The 17,039-nt window shown below is 69.9% G+C and carries 12 protein-coding genes, 2 tRNA genes and 2 pseudogenes; 9 read left to right on the top strand and 7 right to left on the bottom strand.

All coding sequences use genetic code 11. The annotated features are described in order from the left end of the window. Nucleotides 1-36: 36 nt before the first annotated feature. The gene (locus tag OG878_RS14515; RefSeq protein ID WP_328887187.1) at nucleotides 37-591 is read right to left on the bottom strand and encodes an NUDIX hydrolase; all 555 of its coding nucleotides are present in this window, start codon (nucleotides 589-591) and stop codon (nucleotides 37-39) included. Further along, entirely contained in the window at nucleotides 588-2,069 is a 1,482-nt protein-coding gene (locus tag OG878_RS14510) for a zinc-dependent metalloprotease (protein WP_328887186.1), read from the bottom strand. Before OG878_RS14510 ends, OG878_RS14515 begins: the two co-directional genes overlap by 4 nt. A 190-nt stretch (nucleotides 2,070-2,259) precedes the next feature. Between OG878_RS14510 and OG878_RS14505 the strand changes: the two genes are divergently transcribed. From OG878_RS14505 to OG878_RS14490, 4 genes are all read left to right on the top strand, one after another. Beyond that, complete coding sequence (locus OG878_RS14505; RefSeq protein WP_328887185.1) at nucleotides 2,260-3,402, top strand: SDR family oxidoreductase; 1,143 nt, start codon at nucleotides 2,260-2,262, stop codon at nucleotides 3,400-3,402. 109 nt (nucleotides 3,403-3,511) lie between these two features. Continuing rightward, nucleotides 3,512-3,973, top strand: a complete 462-nt coding sequence (locus OG878_RS14500) for a molybdenum cofactor biosynthesis protein MoaE (RefSeq protein ID WP_328887184.1) — start codon at nucleotides 3,512-3,514, stop codon at nucleotides 3,971-3,973. A gap of 128 nt (nucleotides 3,974-4,101) precedes the next feature. Beyond that, complete coding sequence (locus OG878_RS14495) at nucleotides 4,102-4,272, top strand: hypothetical protein (RefSeq protein WP_328887183.1); 171 nt, start codon at nucleotides 4,102-4,104, stop codon at nucleotides 4,270-4,272. 138 nt (nucleotides 4,273-4,410) lie between these two features. Beyond that, nucleotides 4,411-5,499 carry a YlbL family protein gene (locus tag OG878_RS14490; protein WP_328887182.1) on the top strand — a complete coding sequence of 363 codons (1,089 nt, stop codon included), beginning with the start codon at nucleotides 4,411-4,413 and terminating at the stop codon, nucleotides 5,497-5,499. Between the two features lie 45 nt (nucleotides 5,500-5,544). On the opposite strand, the gene OG878_RS14485 is transcribed toward OG878_RS14490, so the two are convergent. Then, a complete protein-coding gene (locus tag OG878_RS14485; RefSeq protein WP_328887181.1) occupies nucleotides 5,545-6,105 on the bottom strand; it encodes a PPA1309 family protein in 561 nt (186 codons plus the stop codon). Nucleotides 6,106-6,319: 214 nt separating this feature from the next. On the opposite strand from OG878_RS14485, the gene OG878_RS14480 reads away from it, so the two are divergent. The 4 genes from OG878_RS14480 to OG878_RS14465 all read left to right on the top strand — a co-directional run bounded on the left by OG878_RS14480 (nucleotide 6,320) and on the right by OG878_RS14465 (nucleotide 11,797). Continuing rightward, the gene (locus OG878_RS14480; protein ID WP_443049108.1) at nucleotides 6,320-9,121 is read left to right on the top strand and encodes a UPF0182 family membrane protein; all 2,802 of its coding nucleotides are present in this window, start codon (nucleotides 6,320-6,322) and stop codon (nucleotides 9,119-9,121) included. A gap of 103 nt (nucleotides 9,122-9,224) precedes the next feature. Then, nucleotides 9,225-9,298: transfer RNA gene (locus OG878_RS14475), tRNA-Met, on the top strand. 213 nt (nucleotides 9,299-9,511) lie between these two features. Further along, the gene (locus OG878_RS14470) at nucleotides 9,512-11,611 is read left to right on the top strand and encodes a tetratricopeptide repeat protein (protein WP_328887180.1); all 2,100 of its coding nucleotides are present in this window, start codon (nucleotides 9,512-9,514) and stop codon (nucleotides 11,609-11,611) included. Between the two features lie 112 nt (nucleotides 11,612-11,723). Further along, nucleotides 11,724-11,797: transfer RNA gene (locus OG878_RS14465), tRNA-Met, on the top strand. Between the two features lie 80 nt (nucleotides 11,798-11,877). On the opposite strand, the pseudogene OG878_RS14460 reads toward OG878_RS14465, so the two are convergent. The 3 genes and pseudogenes from OG878_RS14460 to OG878_RS14450 all read right to left on the bottom strand — a co-directional run bounded on the left by OG878_RS14460 (nucleotide 11,878) and on the right by OG878_RS14450 (nucleotide 14,020). Further along, nucleotides 11,878-12,947: pseudogene (locus OG878_RS14460) on the bottom strand (ABC transporter substrate-binding protein). An 87-nt stretch (nucleotides 12,948-13,034) separates the two neighbouring features. After that, nucleotides 13,035-13,316 (bottom strand): annotated as a pseudogene (locus OG878_RS14455) (ABC transporter permease); the annotation flags it as partial. 284 nt (nucleotides 13,317-13,600) lie between these two features. Next, on the bottom strand, nucleotides 13,601-14,020 hold the full coding sequence (locus OG878_RS14450; RefSeq protein ID WP_328887179.1) for a Fur family transcriptional regulator: 420 nt from the start codon (nucleotides 14,018-14,020) through the stop codon (nucleotides 13,601-13,603). Nucleotides 14,021-14,187: 167 nt separating this feature from the next. On the opposite strand from OG878_RS14450, the gene OG878_RS14445 reads away from it, so the two are divergent. Continuing rightward, nucleotides 14,188-15,639, top strand: coding sequence for a catalase (locus OG878_RS14445; RefSeq protein WP_328887178.1), 1,452 nt, complete (start codon nucleotides 14,188-14,190; stop codon nucleotides 15,637-15,639). 84 nt (nucleotides 15,640-15,723) lie between these two features. Here the strand turns inward: OG878_RS14445 and OG878_RS14440 are convergent, their stop codons facing one another. Next, the gene (locus tag OG878_RS14440) at nucleotides 15,724-16,125 is read right to left on the bottom strand and encodes a CBS domain-containing protein (RefSeq protein ID WP_277328276.1); all 402 of its coding nucleotides are present in this window, start codon (nucleotides 16,123-16,125) and stop codon (nucleotides 15,724-15,726) included. Nucleotides 16,126-17,039: the final 914 nt, after the last annotated feature.

The following is a 17,039-nucleotide window of genomic DNA, read 5'->3' as shown; positions in this document are numbered from 1 at the left end:
GGGAGGGCGCCCCTCACCCGTCGAGGTCACTCGCCGCTACCAGCCGCCGTCCAGCGCCGCGCGCGTACGTGCCATCAGCCGTACGACCGAGGCATCGGCCACCTCGGCCACTTCGTCGTACGTGAACCAGCGCAGGTCCAGCGACTCGTCGCTGATCTGCGCCGTGGCGCCGTGCGGTGCAAGCGCCGCGTACTGCACATCCAGATGCCAGTGGCAGGGCGCCGGGATCGGATGCCGGTCCAGTGCCACCGGACCGCCCGACAGCAGTGTCAGACCGCTGATGCCTGACTCCTCGGTGGCCTCGCGCAGCGCGGCAGCCGCCAGCGTGGCGTCGTCCGGCTCGCAGTGACCGCCCAGCTGCAGCCACATCTGCAGCTTCCGGTGCAGCGTCAGCAGAACCCGGCCGCGTTCCGGATCGACGACCAGCGCGCTGGCCGTCAGATGTCCCGCCTCGCAGGCCTTCCACATGCCGTCCGGGTGCCGCGCCAGATGGTCGAGATAGACCCGGCGCAGCTGCTCCTGGTCCGTGTCCGGGTCCGCGGGGTCCTCGTACCGCTTCAGTACGAGGAGTGCGTCGTCGTACAGGTTCACTGGTCGGTGTCGCCCTTGCCGTCGGTGTCGCCCTTGCCGGTTCCGTCGCCCTTGTCGCCGGCGTCGCTCTGCTCGTCCGTGGGCGTCTGGGAGGGCGTCTGGGAGGGCGTCTGGGACCCCTTCGCCGCCTCGCCGAGCATCTTGTCCAGCTCGGAGAAGTCCAGCTGCTCGTGGTGCACGAACCCGTCCGGGTCGTCCAGGTCGCCGGCCGTCGGCAGCATGTCCGGGTGCGCCCAGAGCGCGTCGCGCCCGTCGAGGCCACGCGCGTCCGTGAGCGACGCCCACAGCCGCGAGGCGTCCCGCAGCCGCCGCGGCCGCAGCTGGAGGCCGATCAGCGTGGCAAAGGTCTGCTCGGCCGGACCGCCCGAGGCGCGCCGCCTGCGCATCGTCTCGCGCAGTGCGTCCGCCGAGGTCAGCCGGGACTTCGCGGCCTCGTGGACCACTGCGTCGACCCAGCCCTCGACCAGCGCGAGAGCCGTCTCCAGCCTGGCCAGAGCGGCCTTCTGCTCCGGGGTGTCCTCCGGCTGGAACATGCCCTGCTGAAGGGCGTCCTGCAGCTGCTCGGGCTGCGACGGGTCGAACTGGCCGACCACGTCCTCCAGCTTGCTGGTGTCGACCTTGATGCCGCGCGCATACCCCTCGACCGCGCCGAACAGGTGTGAGCGCAGCCACGGCACATGGGCGAAGAGCCGCTGGTGGGCGGCCTCACGCAGGGCCAGGTACAGCCGCACCTCGTCCTGCGGCACGCTCAGGTCCTTGCCGAACCTCTCGACGTTCAGCGGAAGGAGAGCGGCCTTGCCGGCCGGGCCCAGCGGCAGCCCGATATCGGTCGAGCCGACGACCTCGCCCGCCAGCACGCCCACGGCCTGCCCGATCTGCTGGCCGAACATGGCACCGCCCATCGACCGCATCATGCCGATCAGCGGGCCCGCCATCGCCTGCATCTCCTCGGGCAGCACGTCGCCCATGGCCAGGCCGACACGCTCGGCCACCGGATCGACCAGCTTCTGCCAGGCGGGGAGGGACGCCTCGACCCACTCGGCACGGCTCCATGCCACGGTCGAGACGGAACCGGAGGGCAGGGACGTCACGCCGTCCAGCCAGAGATCGGCCAGCCGCAGGGCTTCGTCGACCGAGGCCCGCTCCGAAGAACCCACGCTCGCGTCCTTCGTGCCGTCCGGGGTGCCCTGGGCGACCGTCTGGCGGGCGATCTGCTTGGCCATGTCCCAGTTCACGGGACCGCCCTCGTAGCTCAGCATCTGGCCGAGCTGCTGGAAGGCGGCTCCCAGGTCGTTCGGGTTCATCGATCCGAACATCGCCGCGAACGGATTGTCCCCGCCCGCGCCCGGCCCGAAGCCGAACGGGTTCGCCGGCCCGCCCGAACCCTGCCCACCTCCGGTGGGGTCCTTCTTCTTGCCCTCGTCGCCGTTCTCCGGCTCCTCCGGCGGAAGGCCGAATCCGAATGGGGTGTCACTCACGGGTTTCCTCGGCTCGTAGGGCCGCCGGCTCGAACCGACGGCGACTGCCCGACATCACCATCCAGCGTAGACACCTGGCCCGCTCGGGGCCTCAGTGCTCCGCCGGCTCCCGGCCTGCGGCAGGATGGACGCCACCTGGTACGTACGCGTCATTCGGGTACGTACTGAAGACAACCGCTGGAGACGCCCGGTGAGTTCCCCAGATCCTCAGGTTCGCGCAGCGCGAAACCTGGCCGACCCTTCGCCCGAGAGCAAGCCCTCGAAGAGCAGCTCCAAGAACCGCGGTCCCGTCGTCGCGGTCACCGGCGCCGCGACCGGCGTCGGTGAGCTGCTCACCGCGCGCCTCGCGGCTTCCGAGGAGGTCAAGCAGGTCATCGCCATCGACGAGCGGCGAGGCGAGGTCTCCGAGGCGACCTGGCACATCCTCGACGTACGTGACCCCGCCATCGCCGAGAAGCTGCGCGGCGCAGACGTGGTCGTCCATCTGGCACTCGATCTCGACCTGGAGACGGACCCCGCCGCCCGCACGGCGTACAACGTCCGCGGCACCCAGACCGTGCTGACCGCCGCCGCGGCCGTCGGGGTCCACCGCGTCGTGCTCTGCACCTCCGCGATGGTCTACGGGGCGCTTCCCGACAACGACATTCCCCTCTCCGAGGACGCCGAGCTGCGTGCCACCGCGGAGGCCACCGGCGTCGGCGACCTCCTGGAGATCGAGCGGCTGGGGCGCCGCGCACCCCGCGCCCACCCCGGCCTCAATGTCACCGTGGTCCGCCCCACCGTCCTGGTCGGCGGCACGGACACGGCGCTCACCCGCTACTTCGAGTCCCCGCGCCTCCTGGTGGTCGCCGGATCGCGCCCCACCTGGCAGTTCTGCCATGTCGAGGACCTGGTGACGGCCCTGGAGTACGCCGCCCTGGAGAAGATCGACGGAGAGTTCGCGGTGGGCTGCGACGGCTGGCTGGAGCAGGAGGAGGTCGAGGAGCTCAGCGGCGTGCGCCGGATGGAACTGCCCTCCGCGGTCGCCCTGGGCGCCGCCGCCAGGCTGCACCGGATCGGCCTCACCCCGTCCCCGGCCGGAGACCTCGCCTACACGATGCACCCCTGGGTGGTCAGCGTGAGCCGGCTGCACGATGCGGGCTGGCGCCCCGGGTGGACCAACGAGGAAGTGCTCGCCGCGCTCCTCGAAGAGGTCGAGGGCCGCCACACCGTCGCCGGACGCAGGCTCGGCCGCAAGGACGCCACCGCCGCCGGCGCCGCCGGTGCGACCGTCGCGCTGCTCGGCACCGCTGCTCTGGTCCGCCGCGCCCGCAAGGCCCGCCGTCGCATCTGAGACAGGTCCGGGCGGTGCCACCGGCTGCAGAAGGCTCCAAGGCGGTCGGCAGCCCGCCGGTGAAAGGCGCTATTCCGCGATGTCGGCGCGGTACGGCACCATGGACGCCATGGCATCCACCCACGACCACCCCGGCGAGCAGGCGGCGCAGGACCCGATCCGGCTGCTGGAGATCCGGGACACACCGCTGTCCGTCGACGAGATCTTCCGCGTCGTCGGGGACGACGCCGCGGGCGGCACGGCGCTTTTCGTCGGCACGGTCCGCAATCACGACGGCGGCCAGGACGTCGGTGCGCTGGGCTACTCCTGCCATCCGTCGGCGCAGGACGAGTTGCGCCGGGTGGCCGAGAAGGTCGTCGCCGACTTCCCGGTCCGGGCGCTGGCCGCAGTCCACCGAGTGGGTGAACTGGAGGTGGGCGACACGGCTGTGGTCGTCGCCGTCTCCTGCCCGCACCGCGCGGAGGCCTTCGAGGCGTGCCGCAGGCTCATCGACGACCTCAAGCACGAGGTCCCGATCTGGAAGCACCAGCGGTTTTCCGACGGCACGGAGGAGTGGGTCGGCGCCTGCTGAGCGCAAACCCGTCCGGCCGTGATCCGCCCCGATTTGCGTAACCGCACCCCTGCCATGAGCGTTGTTTCTGCAGATGGTTAATCTGCTGATCGGTCAGTTGCGGTCGCTCATGGGGTAGGGAGGTCGTCATGGCAGCACTCGCCTGGCTGTTGATTCCGCTTTTTGCTGCTATCGGCGCTGCGATATGGGCAACCTGGGCCGCCCGTAATCGCACAGCCGGTGATGTCACCGAACTTGCCGGATACGCCCGGTTCCGCGAAGCGATGGAGCGATCGGATTCCGGTTCCGACGCCGCCTGACGCAGCACCGAAACATCCGCAGTCGCCGATCCGGATCCCGGCGGCCCCGCCACCCGGCACAGCACGACGCCCGGCCCTCCGCCCCGTACGGACCGGCCCCGGCGGTGCACTGACAGACCCTTCCCGTACTGTCGTTCCATGCCACGCCGCACCGCGACGATGCTCGCCTCCACGCTGATCCTCATCGCGCTCCTCTGCGCAGGCGTGATGATCACCGTGCCGTATTCGGAGATGTCTCCCGGGCCGACCGTGAACACCCTCGGCAAGGTCGACGGCGAACCGGTTCTGCAGATCTCCGGGCACCCGACGTACAAGACGTCCGGCAACCTCAACATGACGACGGTCCGAGTCACCGGCGCCGACTACACCATGAACCTCGTCGAGGCCGTCTACGGCTGGCTGGCCCACGACAGCGTGGTCGTGCCGCACGACACGCTGTACCCGAACGGCAAGACCGAGGAGCAGTCGACGCAGGAGAACGCCGAGGAGTTCAGCCAGTCCCAGGAGAGCGCCAAGGTCGCCGCCCTGGACGAGCTGGGCATCCCGGTCACCTCGCGCGTCGTGGTCTCCACGGTGATCAAGGACAGCCCCGCGCAGGGGAAGCTGCATGCCGGTGACGTGATCAAGGCGGTCGACAGTACGGCGGTCAAGCAGCCCGAGGACGTCGCGAAGCTCGTCACCCAGCGCAAGCCCGGGCAGAACGTCACCTTCACGGTGATCCCCGCGAAGACGGCGGCCGCGGCCGAGAAGGCCGGCAAGGAGCCCGAGGGCAGCCGGAAGATCACCATCACGACGAAGAAGGCGCCCGAGCAGAACCGGGCGATCGTCGGGATCCAGGCCGGGACGGACCACACGTTCCCGTTCCGGATCGACATCAAGCTCGCCGATGTGGGCGGCCCGAGCGCGGGCCTGATGTTCTCCCTGGGCATCGTCGACAAGCTGACACCCGGGCAGCTGACCGGCGGCAAGTTCGTCGCGGGCACCGGCACCATCGACGACCAGGGCAAGGTCGGCCCGATCGGCGGTATCAACATGAAATTGGTCGGCGCGCGCAACGCGGGCGCCAGGTACTTCCTGACGCCGACCGACAACTGCAAGGCCGCCGCGTCCGACACCCCCAGCGGGCTCACCCTGGTGAAGGTGAAGACGATCGACGACGCGAAGCAGTCGCTGGAGAAGATCCGCACGGGCGACACGGCCGGCCTGCCGAGCTGCTCGGCAGGCTGACCGCGCCGCCCCGGCGGGCGGAACGGGCGGTGCGGTTCGATCCGGTCAGGACTCGAATGTGGCGGCCAGCGCCTCGGCGAGCCCCGGCACCAGGCCGGCGCCGGTCAGCACCTCGGTCGGGGAGTCCTTCTCCCGGAGTCGTACGGCCGACTCCCGGGCACCGTCCCGCAGGACGGCCACGGTCATCCGCACCTCCTGCCGGTCGGGGTGCTTGGCGACCCACTTGGTCAGCTGTGCGTCACTGAGCCCCTCCGGTACGGAGGACTCGGCGGACGGCGGCAGCATCAGGCGCTCCACCGTCATGGCGCAGCCGGCCACCGCGTCGGGCCAGGCGATCGTGGCGAGGAACTCGTCCAGCGCCTTTCCGCGGGGAAGCTCCTCCTGCTCGATGGGGGTGAGTGCGGGGGCCTTCGAATCGGGGCTGTCGAGACCGAGCTGGGCGGCGAGGCCGGGCTCCTGGACGCGCAGCTTGGCGGTGTCGACGAGCGCGAAGAGTCGGGCCGGCTGGTCCCAGCCGAGGCCGGCGGCGTACTCGTCGATTTCGAGCACGGCGACGGTGAGGGGGCTCGCGGCCATCGGAGGGCCTGAAGGGGAAACGTTGGGCATGCTCAATATCCTGCCTCCTTCCGCCCCGGGATCGGGAACTAGGTAAAGCCTCAGTAAGTTGCATAGGTGGGCTCTACGATCGCTGGGCCCGCTTCACACGACCGCGAACTTCGAGGTGCGCACGTTGGCTTTCCAGATGCCGGACCGCGGCGGAGGCCCGACCGGGCCACGGATCAGAGTCGGCCGCCCGTCCCGGCGCGCCCGTACCCTGCTCATGACACTGGGCGTCCTGGCGGTTCTCGCCATGGCGTTCGTCATGTTCGCCGGGTTCTGGACGGACTGGCTCTGGTACCGGTCGGTTGCGTATTCGTCCGTCTTCACCACCACCCTGTGGACCAAGATCGGGCTGTTCCTCGTCTTCGGACTGCTGATGGCGATCGCCGTCGGTGTGAACATCTGGCTCGCGCACCGGCTCCGGCCGCCGCTGAGCGCGATGTCGCTGGAGCAGCAGAGCCTGGACCGCTACCGCATGAGCCTCGCCCCGTACAAGAAGTGGGTGCTGCTCGCGATCACCGCGCTCGTCGGACTGATCGCCGGAGCGTCCGCCTCGGGCCAGTGGCGTACCTGGCTGATGTACGTGAACGGCGTGCCGTTCGGGCAGAAGGACCCCCAGTTCCACCTGGATGTGTCCTTCTACGCCTTCAACCTGCCGTGGTACCGATTCCTGCTCGGCTTCGGCTTCGCGGCCACGGTGCTCGCGCTGATCGCCGCCGCGCTGACCCACTACCTGTACGGCGGACTCCGCATCACCAGTCCCGGCGCGCGGGCGACCGGCGCGGCCACCGGCCATCTGTCGGTGCTGCTCGGCGTCTTCGTCTCGCTGAAGGCCGTGGCGTACTGGCTCGACCGGTACGGCCTCGCGGTGAAGTCCAGCGACTTCAAGGCGACGGACAACTGGACGGGCCTGAGGTACGTCGACGCCAACGCGTACCTGCCGGCCAAGACGATCCTGTTCTGCATCGCCGCGATCTGCGCCGTGCTGTTCTTCGCGACGCTGTGGCGCCGCACCTGGCAGCTCCCGATGATCGGCTTCGGCCTGATGGTGCTCTCGGCGATCCTGATCGGCGGGCTGTACCCGGCGATCGTGCAGAAGTTCCAGGTCCAGCCGAACGAGCAGGCCAAGGAGGCCCCGTTCATCCGCAAGAACATCGACGCGACGCGTGACGCGTACGACATCGATGACGCGCAGGTGGACGACTACACGGGCAAGAGCACCACGACGGACGACGCGAAGCTGCGTGCCTCCGCGGACGAAGCGGCGAGCTACCGGGTGATGGACCCCAACGTCGTGTCCCCGGCCTTCCAGCAGCTCCAGCAGAAGAGGAACTACTACCAGTTCCCCAAGACGCTGGACGTCGACCGCTACAAGGACGCCGCCGGCAAGGACCAGGACACGATCATCGGTCTGCGCGAGCTCAACCTGGACGGCATCCCCAAGCGCAACTGGATCAACGACCACTTCACGTACACGCACGGCTACGGCGCCATCGCCGCCCGGGGTACCACGACGGGCAAGAACCCGAAGGGCTCCCCGGACTTCACCGAATCAGGTCTGCCGACCACCGGCGAACTCGGCTCGTACCAGCAGCAGATCTACTACGGCGAGAAGACGGAGCAGTACTCCATCGTCGGCGGGCCCCAGAAGGAGCTCGACTACGAGGAGGACGGCGAGCGGACCACCAGCTACCAGGGCAACAGCGGGGTCAGCCTCTCCAACGCCTTCAACCGTGCCGCGTACGCGGTGTCGTTCAGCGAGCCGCAGATCCTCTACTCGGGGGCCATCGGCGAGGGCTCGCGGATTCTCTACAACCGCACGCCCAAGGAGCGCGTCGAGGCGGTCGCCCCGTGGCTGACCATCGACGGCGACGCCTATCCGGCCGTGGTGAACCACCGCATCCAGTGGGTGGTCGACGCCTACACCACCACCAACGGGTACCCGTACGCCTCGCGTACGACGCTCGGTGACACCACGGCCGACTCGCTGACCACCAACCAGCGTGCGGTCGTCGCCCAGCAGAACCAGGTCAACTACATCCGCAACTCGGTGAAGGCCACCGTCGACGCGTACGACGGCAAGGTCAAGCTGTACGAGTGGGACACCGAGGACCCGGTCCTCAAGACCTGGCGCAAGGCGTTCCCGGGGACGGTGGAGCCGCGGGCCGACATCCCGCAGGATCTGATGGACCACCTGCGGTACCCGCAGGACCTGTTCAAGGTGCAGCGCGAGCTGCTCACCCGCTACCACGTCACCAACCCCGCGCAGTTCTACAGCGGCAGTGACGCGTGGCAGGTCCCGGACGACCCGACCAACAAGGAGTCCGGTGCTGTCCCGCCGTACTACCTGAGCATAAAGATGCCGGACCAGACGGCCCAGAAATTCTCGCTGACCACCACGTTCACCCCGAAGGGGCGGCCCGACCTCGGGGCGTTCATGGCGGTGGACGCGGATGCGGCCAGCAAGGACTACGGCACGATAAGGCTGTTGAGAGTCACCACTACGGTGAAGGGCCCGGGCCAGGTGCAGAGCGAGCTCAACGGCAACGACGATGTCGCCGAGTTCGTGAGAAACCTCAAGGGCACCGACTCCGACATCGAGTACGGCAACCTGCTGACCGTGCCGCTGGACGGGGGCTTCCTCTACATCGAGCCGGTGTACACGCGTGGTGGCACGCAGAACTACCCGCTGCTGCGCAAGGTCGCCGCCTCGTACGGATCGAAGACCGTCTTCGAGAACAGCCTCGGCGAGGCGCTCAACTCGGTCTTCGGGGTGGAGGACTCCGGCACCACGGAGCCGCCGGCGGAGACCACCCGGCCGCCGGGCGACACCACGAAGCCACCGGCCACCGGTGACGCGGCGCTGAAGCAGGCGATCGCGGATGCGCAGAAGGCCTATGCGGAAGGCGAGGCGGCCCTGAAGAAGCAGGACTGGACCGCCTACGGCAAGGCCCAGGCGGATCTGCAGGACGCCCTGCAGCGTGCGGCGGCGGCCCAGCCCAAGACGGAGAAGGGCAGCTGAGTGATGGGTCGCACCAGCCGGCAGGGACGGTTGCAGCTGGTAGGACCCGGTAGGGACCGGTAAAGCACCACCCCCGCGTCGTGGTACGGTTTGAACACAACGACGCGGGGTGGAGCAGCTCGGTAGCTCGCTGGGCTCATAACCCAGAGGTCGCAGGTTCAAATCCTGTCCCCGCTACTGAAAGACCAAGGCCCGGATCCTTTCGAGGATCCGGGCCTTCGTCGTGTCCCGGAGACTTTCTTACGCGGAGGGCCTGAAGTGCGGTTCGCAGGGCACGAGTTGAGCCCGGACGTGTTTGACTTATCTCTCTGTGGGCATGTCGACAAAACGCTGAAGTGACCTCACTGGCCGCGATATACCAGGTGTACGCGGGTTACAGGTGGTGCGACGATGGTATTTATGGGGGACAGGGCAACTCTGTTGGAGACAGGGCGGTTTGTGCAGCGGCGCGTCCATCGGATGGGGAACATGGCAGATGCGGCTTTTGCCGCAGATGTCGAAAGCGATGCCGCGGCGGCCCAGGCCGTAGAGAACGAGGGGATCACGGGGGGCGCTGAGCCCTCCGCGAGCGCCGGCGCCGGGATCGATGCCACGACGGACGCCGGGACCGCAGCGGGTACCGAGAGCACCGAGAGCGCCGAGAGCGAGGCGCGGTACCGTCGAGCCGCCGATGCCGGTGACACCGCGTCGATGAGCGTCCTCGGTGCGCTGCTGCTGCGCCGGGGCGATCTGAGTGGCGCCGAGCCCTACCTGCGCGCAGCCACCGCCGACGGCGACCGGGCCGCGGCCAACAACCTGGGCGTCCTCCTCCACCAGCGCGGCTACGCCGACGAGGCGGCCGGCTGGTGGCGCATCGCGGCCGTCGCCGGTTCCGCCGCCGCGGCGCACGCGCTGGGGCGCCACTACCGCGAGCGCGGCGACGAGCCCGGCGCCGAGTACTGGCTGCGCCAGTCCGCCGAACAGGGCCATGCGCTGGGCGCGTACGCCCTCGCCGACCTCCTGGAACACCGCGGCGACGTCGGTGCCGAGCGCTGGCTGCGCGCTGCCGCCGAGCAGGGGCACCGGGAGGCCGCGTACCGCCTGGCGCGCACCCTGGAGCGCAAGGCCACCGACGACCCGCACGACGCTTTCGGCCGCCCCGGCGCGGACGCCGGAACGGGAGCGGCCCTGCCCGCGGCCGGGGGCGCCTCCGACGGCGCAGGAGCCAGGACCGGGGCACCCGTCGCGCGCCGCGCGAGCGGGCGCAAGGACGACGGGCCCGTGGCGGGCCCCGACGCCGGGCGCGTCGGAGAGGCCGAGCAGTGGTACCGGCAGGCCGCCGCGCGCGGCCACCGCCGCGCCGCCCTGCACCTCGGCGCCATCCTCGAACAGCGCGGCGAGCTCAAGGAGGCCGGCCGCTGGTACCTCACCTCCGCCAAGGCCGGCGAGGCCCGGGCCGCCTGCGCGCTCGGCTTCCTGCTGCGCGACGCGGGCGACGAGGAGAGTGCGGCCGTGTGGTGGCTGCGCGCCGCCCAGGAGGGCGACGGGAACGCCGCCAACGCCCTGGGCGCCCTGCACGCCGCGCGCGGCGAGCCGCAGACCGCTGAGCGCTGGTACCGCGCCGCCATGGACGCGGGCGACGTCAACGGTGCGTACAACCTGGGGCTGCTCTGCGCCGCCCAGGACCGTACGCCGCAGGCCGAGCAGTGGTACCGCCGAGCCGCGTACGCCGGTCACCGCGAGGCCGCCAACGCACTGGCCGTCCTGCTGCTCCAGGCGGGCGACGCGACCGGCGCGGAGCCCTGGTTCTCCAAGGCCGCCGAGGCGGGCAGCGTCGACGCCGCCTTCAATCTCGGCATCCTGCACGCCGGGCGCGACGAGGACCGGGCGGCCCTGAGCTGGTACGAGCGTGCCGCGGCCGCCGGGCACACCGAGGCCGCCCTCCAGGTCGGCATGGCCCTGCTGCATCACGGCGAGGAGCAGGAGGCCGAACGCCATCTGCGCTGCGCCGCGGGCGGTGGCAGCGCCGAGGCGGCCTTCCGGCTGGCCGGGGTGCTGGACGCGCGTCAGCCGCCGCCGGGGCCGCCGGCGCTCGGCGAGCCGACGCCGGAGAAGACCGAGTGCGAGGCCTGGTACGAGAGGGCCGCCGAGCAGGGGCACCGCCGCGCCCAGGTGCGCGTCGGGATGCTCGCGGCGGCCCGCGGCGATCTGGGGAACGCCGCGCGCTGGTACCGCGAGGCGGCCGAGTCGGGCAGCCGCAACGGTGCCTTCAACCTCGGTCTGCTCCTCGCCCGCGAGGGCAGCGAGCGCGAGGCCGCGCTGTGGTGGAGCCGCGCGGCCAACGACGGCCATGGCCGGGCCGCACTGCGCCTCGCCCTGCTCGCCGCCCGCCGCGGTGAGCTCACCGAGGGGCAGCGCTGGTGTGCGCGGGCGGTCGAGCTGGGCCCAGCGGAGGTGGCGGAGCGGGCCGCCCGGCTCCGCGAGGCACTGCACCAGGAACTGACGGCGTAGCGGTGCGGGTGGGGCGCGACACGGGGCCGACCGGCCTGCGGTGCCGCGTCCCACGGCCCCGGGAAACGGATTTGCGCTGGTCCGGGGCGTCACGTAATGTTGTGTTCACCGACGCGGGGTGGAGCAGCTCGGTAGCTCGCTGGGCTCATAACCCAGAGGTCGCAGGTTCAAATCCTGTCCCCGCTACTGAAGACAGAAGGCCGGATCCTTTCGAGGATCCGGCCTTCTGTGCATGCCGGCGTCCGTGCCTGCCGCAGGGGCGCCGGTCAGAGCCTGTGGCCCACCGCCTCCCCGTACATCGCCCGGTCGACGGCTTTCTCCTCCGGTATCGGCGGCCTGCCTTCCGAGACGCCCGCGTCGGTGTAGGCCTGCTGCAGCCGGTCCGTCGTACCCTTCCGGATCTCCCAGTCCATCCGCAGCGACGGCGTCGACAGCAGCGTCGCCTCGTCGATCTTCATCAGCTTCGCCAGTTCCGTCACGAACGCGGGATCGGACTTGTAGTCCCCGGCGAAGTAGGTGTTCACCGTCCGGATATAGGCGCGGAGAAAGGCGACGCCCGCGTCCGGGTCCTCGGTCAGCAGTTTCGGCCCGAAGAGCAGTTCGCCGGCCGGCTGCCCGCCCAGGAACGCGTACCGCTTGTCGCCGTCCACCTTGCGCCAGACCGGGTCGAGCAGCCAGGCGGAGTCCACGCCCCCGTTGCGCAGGGCGGTCAGCACGTCCGCGGAGCCGAGCTGCTGGAAGCTGATTCGGTCGAGACCGCCGCCGTGCTTCTTCAGCGAGCTGTCCATCGGATACGCGATGACCGAGCCCTTGCCGATCATCGTGCCCATTCTCCGGCCCGCCATGGTGACGTGATCGGCGCTCTCACCGTCCTTGAGACGCACCCAGAGGCCGCTCTTGGAAGTGGGTCGGGGGAGAAGTTCCCCGCCACCCACTTGATGTCGAAGCCGCCGTTGATGCCGTTCATCACGGCCGTCTCGGGCGCCGCCCCCTGCGCGTCGACATCGCCCTTGGCGAGCAGCGGCAGGGCGTCCGGGGTGGGAAGCACCTTCAGTTCGACGTCCAGGCCCTCCTTGGCGAACTCGCCCTTCGCCGCGGCGACCTGGAGCGGAGCGACGTACTCCGCGCTCAGGGTGCCGGTGACGACGGTGATCTTCCGCTTCTTCGCCAGTGGCCGAGGGGCGGGCGCGCCCTTGTCGCAGCGCGCCGGTTCGCGGTCGGCCGCCAGATCGGCGGGGTCGGTCCAGCTGCCCGCGACGGGCTCGACGGTGCGTGGCGCGGCGTCGGCGCCACCGCTGCCGGGATCGTTCGTGGCGCAGCCCGCCGCGGCGAGCAGCCACGAGCGCGACGGTGCAGGTGAGAGGGGTACGAGTACGCACGGTGCCTCCGTACGAAGAGCTCGGTGGAGCAGGCGGGGTGCCGTTCACGACTGGCTGCGGCCGCGGTCGCGCGGGGCCCACGGGGTGAGCAGCCGTCCGGCGATCCGCACCGCTTCGGAGAAGACGACGCCGAGCACCGCCACGCAGACGGTGCCGACGAACATCACGTCGTTCCGGAACAGAGCCCGGGAGTCGAAGATCAGATGGCCGAGCCCGTCGGCCGCCGCGATCTGCTCGGACGCGACGATGACCAGGACGGCCACGCCCGCCGCGATCCGTGCGCCGACCAGCACCGCGGGCAGCGAGGCGGGCAGCAGCACATGCCGGGTGAGCGCCTGGGCCCGGAGCGTGGGGGCGGGGGTGCGGGTGAAGATGCGGTCGGGTGCGGATCTCCCACGGGTCTCTCCTCGCGCGGTCGAGGTGTGGATCCGCCGCGGGGCGGACACGATCGCCGCCGACGACATGACGACCCGTCAGATTCGGGAAGAGGGTGCGCGCGGAGCGGATCGGTGCGGATGCCTCCGGCGTGCGGGTCCGCCCCGGTTCCGGTCGGGTGCGACGCCGAAGGGCCCGGCGCGAGTGTCACTCGCGCCGGGCCCTTCGTTCCGCCTCAGGCGGTCGCGGCGCAGTTCGGGCAGATGCCGCGGTACGTCACCTCGACGCCGGAGACGGTGAAGCCGAACCGCTCCTCCGCCGGCAGGTCCGCCAGTGGATCGCCCGCCGGGTGCACGTCACGGATCGCGCCGCACCGGGCGCAGACCAGGTGGTGGTGCGGGCGGTGTGCGTTCGGGTCGTAGCGCTTCGCCCGGCGGTCGGTGGAGACCTCGATGACCTCGCCGAGCGTCACCATCTCGCCGAGGGTGTTGTAGACGGTGGCGCGGGATATCTCCGGCAGCTTGGCGACGGCGCGGGCGTGCACCTCGTCGGCCGTCAGGTGCACATGTTCTCCGTCGAGGACCTCGGCCACGACGCGCCGCTGCGCAGTCATGCGCCAGCCACGTCCGCGCAGTCGTTCCAGCAGGTCACTCATAAGGGCAAGCCTAACAGTGGGGGAGCCTGGCTCCGAACAGGTGTGACTTTGGATGGCACCTTGACTTGGACTTGGTCCATTGTAGGATCGAGTTCGGCATACGCCAAGGGACAGGCTGTGCAGGCGTCAGGACATGACGATGTGCAGGAACGACGCAGGAGGCGCACGTGACACAGGGACCGCTCACCACGGAGGCCGGCGCACCGGTCGCCGACAACCAGAACAGCCAGACCGCGGGCGCCGGCGGTCCGGTCCTGGTGCAGGACCAGTCGCTGCTGGAGAAGCTCGCGCACTTCAACCGTGAGCGCATTCCGGAGCGCATCGTGCACGCCCGCGGCGCCGGTGCGTACGGCACCTTCACGCTGACCCACGACGTCTCGCAGTGGACGCGTGCGAAATTCCTCTCGGAGGTCGGCAAGCAGACGGAGACGTTCCTGCGCTTCTCCACTGTCGCCGGCAATCTCGGCTCCGCCGACGCGGTGCGCGACCCCCGCGGCTTCGCGCTGAAGTTCTACACCGAGGAGGGCAACTACGACCTCGTCGGCAACAACACCCCGGTTTTCTTCATCAAGGACGCCATCAAGTTCCCGGACTTCATCCACACCCAGAAGCGCGACCCGTACACCGGCTCGCAGGAGGCGGACAACGTCTGGGACTTCTGGGGTCTGTCGCCCGAGTCGACCCACCAGGTGACCTGGCTCTTCGGTGACCGCGGCATCCCCGCCACACTGCGTCACATGAACGGGTACGGCTCGCACACGTACCAGTGGAACAACGAGGCCGGCGAGGTCTTCTGGGTCAAGTACCACTTCAAGACGGACCAGGGAATCAAGAACCTGACCCAGGCGGAGGCCAACAAGCTCGCCGGCGAGGACCCGGACAGCCACCAGCGCGACCTGCGCGAGGCGATCGAGCGCGGCGACTTCCCGTCCTGGACGGTGCAGGTCCAGATCATGCCCGCGGCAGACGCGGCCGGCTACCGCTTCAACCCGTTCGACCTCACCAAGGTGTGGCCGCACGCGGACTACCCGCCGATCGAGATCGGGAAGCTGGAGCTCAACCGCAACCCGGAGAACATCTTCGCCGAGGTCGAACAGTCGATCTTCAGCCCCGCGCACTTCGTGCCGGGCATCGGCCCGTCCCCGGACAAGATGCTCCAGGGGCGCCTCTTCGCGTACGGCGACGCGCACCGTTACCGCGTGGGTATCAACGCCGACCACCTGCCGGTGAACCGCCCGCACGCCACCGAGGCACGGACCAACAGCCGTGACGGCTACCTGTACGACGGCCGGCACAAGGGTGCGAAGAACTACGAGCCCAACAGCTTCGGCGGTCCGGTCCAGACCGACCGGCCGCTGTGGGAGGCCACCACGGTCAGCGGTGGGACCGGTACGCACGAGGCCCCACGCCACGCCGAGGACGACGACTTCGTGCAGGCCGGGAACCTCTACCGGCTCTACTCCGAGGACGAGAAGGTCCGGCTGATCGACAACCTCGCCGGGTTCATCGCCAAGGTCTCGCGCGACGACATCGCCGAGCGCGCCATCGACAACTTCCGCCGGGCGGACGGCGACTTCGGCAAGCGGCTGGAGACAGCGGTCCAGGCCCTGCGCGGTTAGTGGGCACGGACGCGTCCGACGACGTCGGTGGGCCGGCTCCCTCGCACCGAGGGGCCGGCCCACCGGCGTATGTGCGTGGGGAGGTCAGCCGACCAGTTCCACCGGGTGACGCCTGGTGGGCGCCCAGCAGCGGATGATGTCGCGGACCGAGACGATGCCGACGGGCCCGTGGTCGTCCAGCACGATCAGATGCCGGAAGCCGCCGTGCGTCATGGCCTCCGCGGCCTCCTCCAGGGTCCAGGTGGGTGCGGCGAAGACCACATCGTTGGTGGTGTGGGTGGACGCGGTCTCGGAGTCGGGGTTCTGGCCGGCGCCGACCGCGTTGAGGATGTCGCGCTCGGTGAGGATGCCGAGTCCGCTGGTGTCGCTGTCGAGGACGACGGCCGCTCCGATGCGGCGGGCCGACATCAGCTGGGCCGCCTGGCGCAGCGTGTGGGTGGGGCCGATGGTGAGAACCATCGTGCTCATGGCGTCACGGACGAGCATGAAAGGAGCCACCTCCTTCGTGAAGCGACTGCGTGAGCCGATTCACAAGTTCACAAGTGGGGGGACCTTCAGCGTTGCATCCTTACGGGACGGCAACAAGGGGTGCGCGGAGATCATTCGGGGGGCGCGCGGACGTAAACCGCGCCCCCTCGCTCGCCTCGCACACCCCTCGGGGGTCCGTACGTCTCGTATCGGCCGTTCCGGATCAGCATCAGCAGAGGCAGATCAGTGGCGCCGGTATAGAACCGCCCCTCCGGTGGGGTGCGTCATCGCCCGCAACATGCCGGAGAGCTGCGTGGTTGTGGGCGTCACTGGTCGTTGTCGGTCATGGTGGGCCGCCCTCGGACGGCCCACAGACGGCCCGGGAGAAGGCCAAGCAAGGATGGAACGACAGTAGGCACAGGACGCTGGCGTTCTACGCATTACGAGTTGTCCGATCTTGGTACGGGGGTATCCATGGACGCCTGCGCAGCGGGCTCCGTACCTGCTCAGAAGGAGGCCGGACCCCAGCGGACAACGACGGACAGCGATGGATCGTGTAGCGACTGAGACCGCAACCGAGACCACACCGAGCAAAGCCGTCGACCAGGCCGCGCGCGTAGCGCCGCTGGTCATAAGGAGACGACGAAATTGGCGCCCGCGAGTGCGCACTCACGGCTTGGGCGGGGTGCTGTTCATATGCGCCGCGAGAGCGGTACGGAGCCCCCTGGCGGGCTGCCGGGACGAGGTCGGAACCAGGCAACTGGATCCTCCACCTAAGGGTGGCAGTGGCCCCCGGAGCCCTCCAGGGGGCTTCGACGTGTCACGCGATGGCCCACTTCTGGTACCAGCAGCGTTTTACCCGTCCTGGCCGTCCCTCCCCTTCCTTCCCTTATGACCATGCCTACCGTTATGACCGTCTTCCCCGTCTCGCC

Source organism: Streptomyces sp. NBC_00316, assembly GCF_036158715.1.
Classification (GTDB): Bacteria; Actinomycetota; Actinomycetes; order Streptomycetales; family Streptomycetaceae; genus Streptomyces.
Note: the sequence above shows the minus strand (reverse complement) of the source record. Positions and strands in the feature narration are given on the sequence as shown.

Coding starts and splice junctions, on each gene's coding strand:
- OG878_RS14500 (WP_328887184.1), top strand. CDS start 3,512: ATGGCATCCACCCACGACCACCCCGGCGAGCAGGCGGCGCAGGACCCG.
- OG878_RS14495 (WP_328887183.1), top strand. CDS start 4,102: ATGGCAGCACTCGCCTGGCTGTTGATTCCGCTTTTTGCTGCTATCGGC.
- OG878_RS14490 (WP_328887182.1), top strand. CDS start 4,411: ATGCCACGCCGCACCGCGACGATGCTCGCCTCCACGCTGATCCTCATC.
- OG878_RS14485 (WP_328887181.1), bottom strand. CDS start 6,105: ATGCCCAACGTTTCCCCTTCAGGCCCTCCGATGGCCGCGAGCCCCCTC.
- OG878_RS14480 (WP_443049108.1), top strand. CDS start 6,320: ATGACACTGGGCGTCCTGGCGGTTCTCGCCATGGCGTTCGTCATGTTC.
- OG878_RS14470 (WP_328887180.1), top strand. CDS start 9,512: ATGGTATTTATGGGGGACAGGGCAACTCTGTTGGAGACAGGGCGGTTT.
- OG878_RS14450 (WP_328887179.1), bottom strand. CDS start 14,020: ATGAGTGACCTGCTGGAACGACTGCGCGGACGTGGCTGGCGCATGACT.
- OG878_RS14440 (WP_277328276.1), bottom strand. CDS start 16,125: ATGCTCGTCCGTGACGCCATGAGCACGATGGTTCTCACCATCGGCCCC.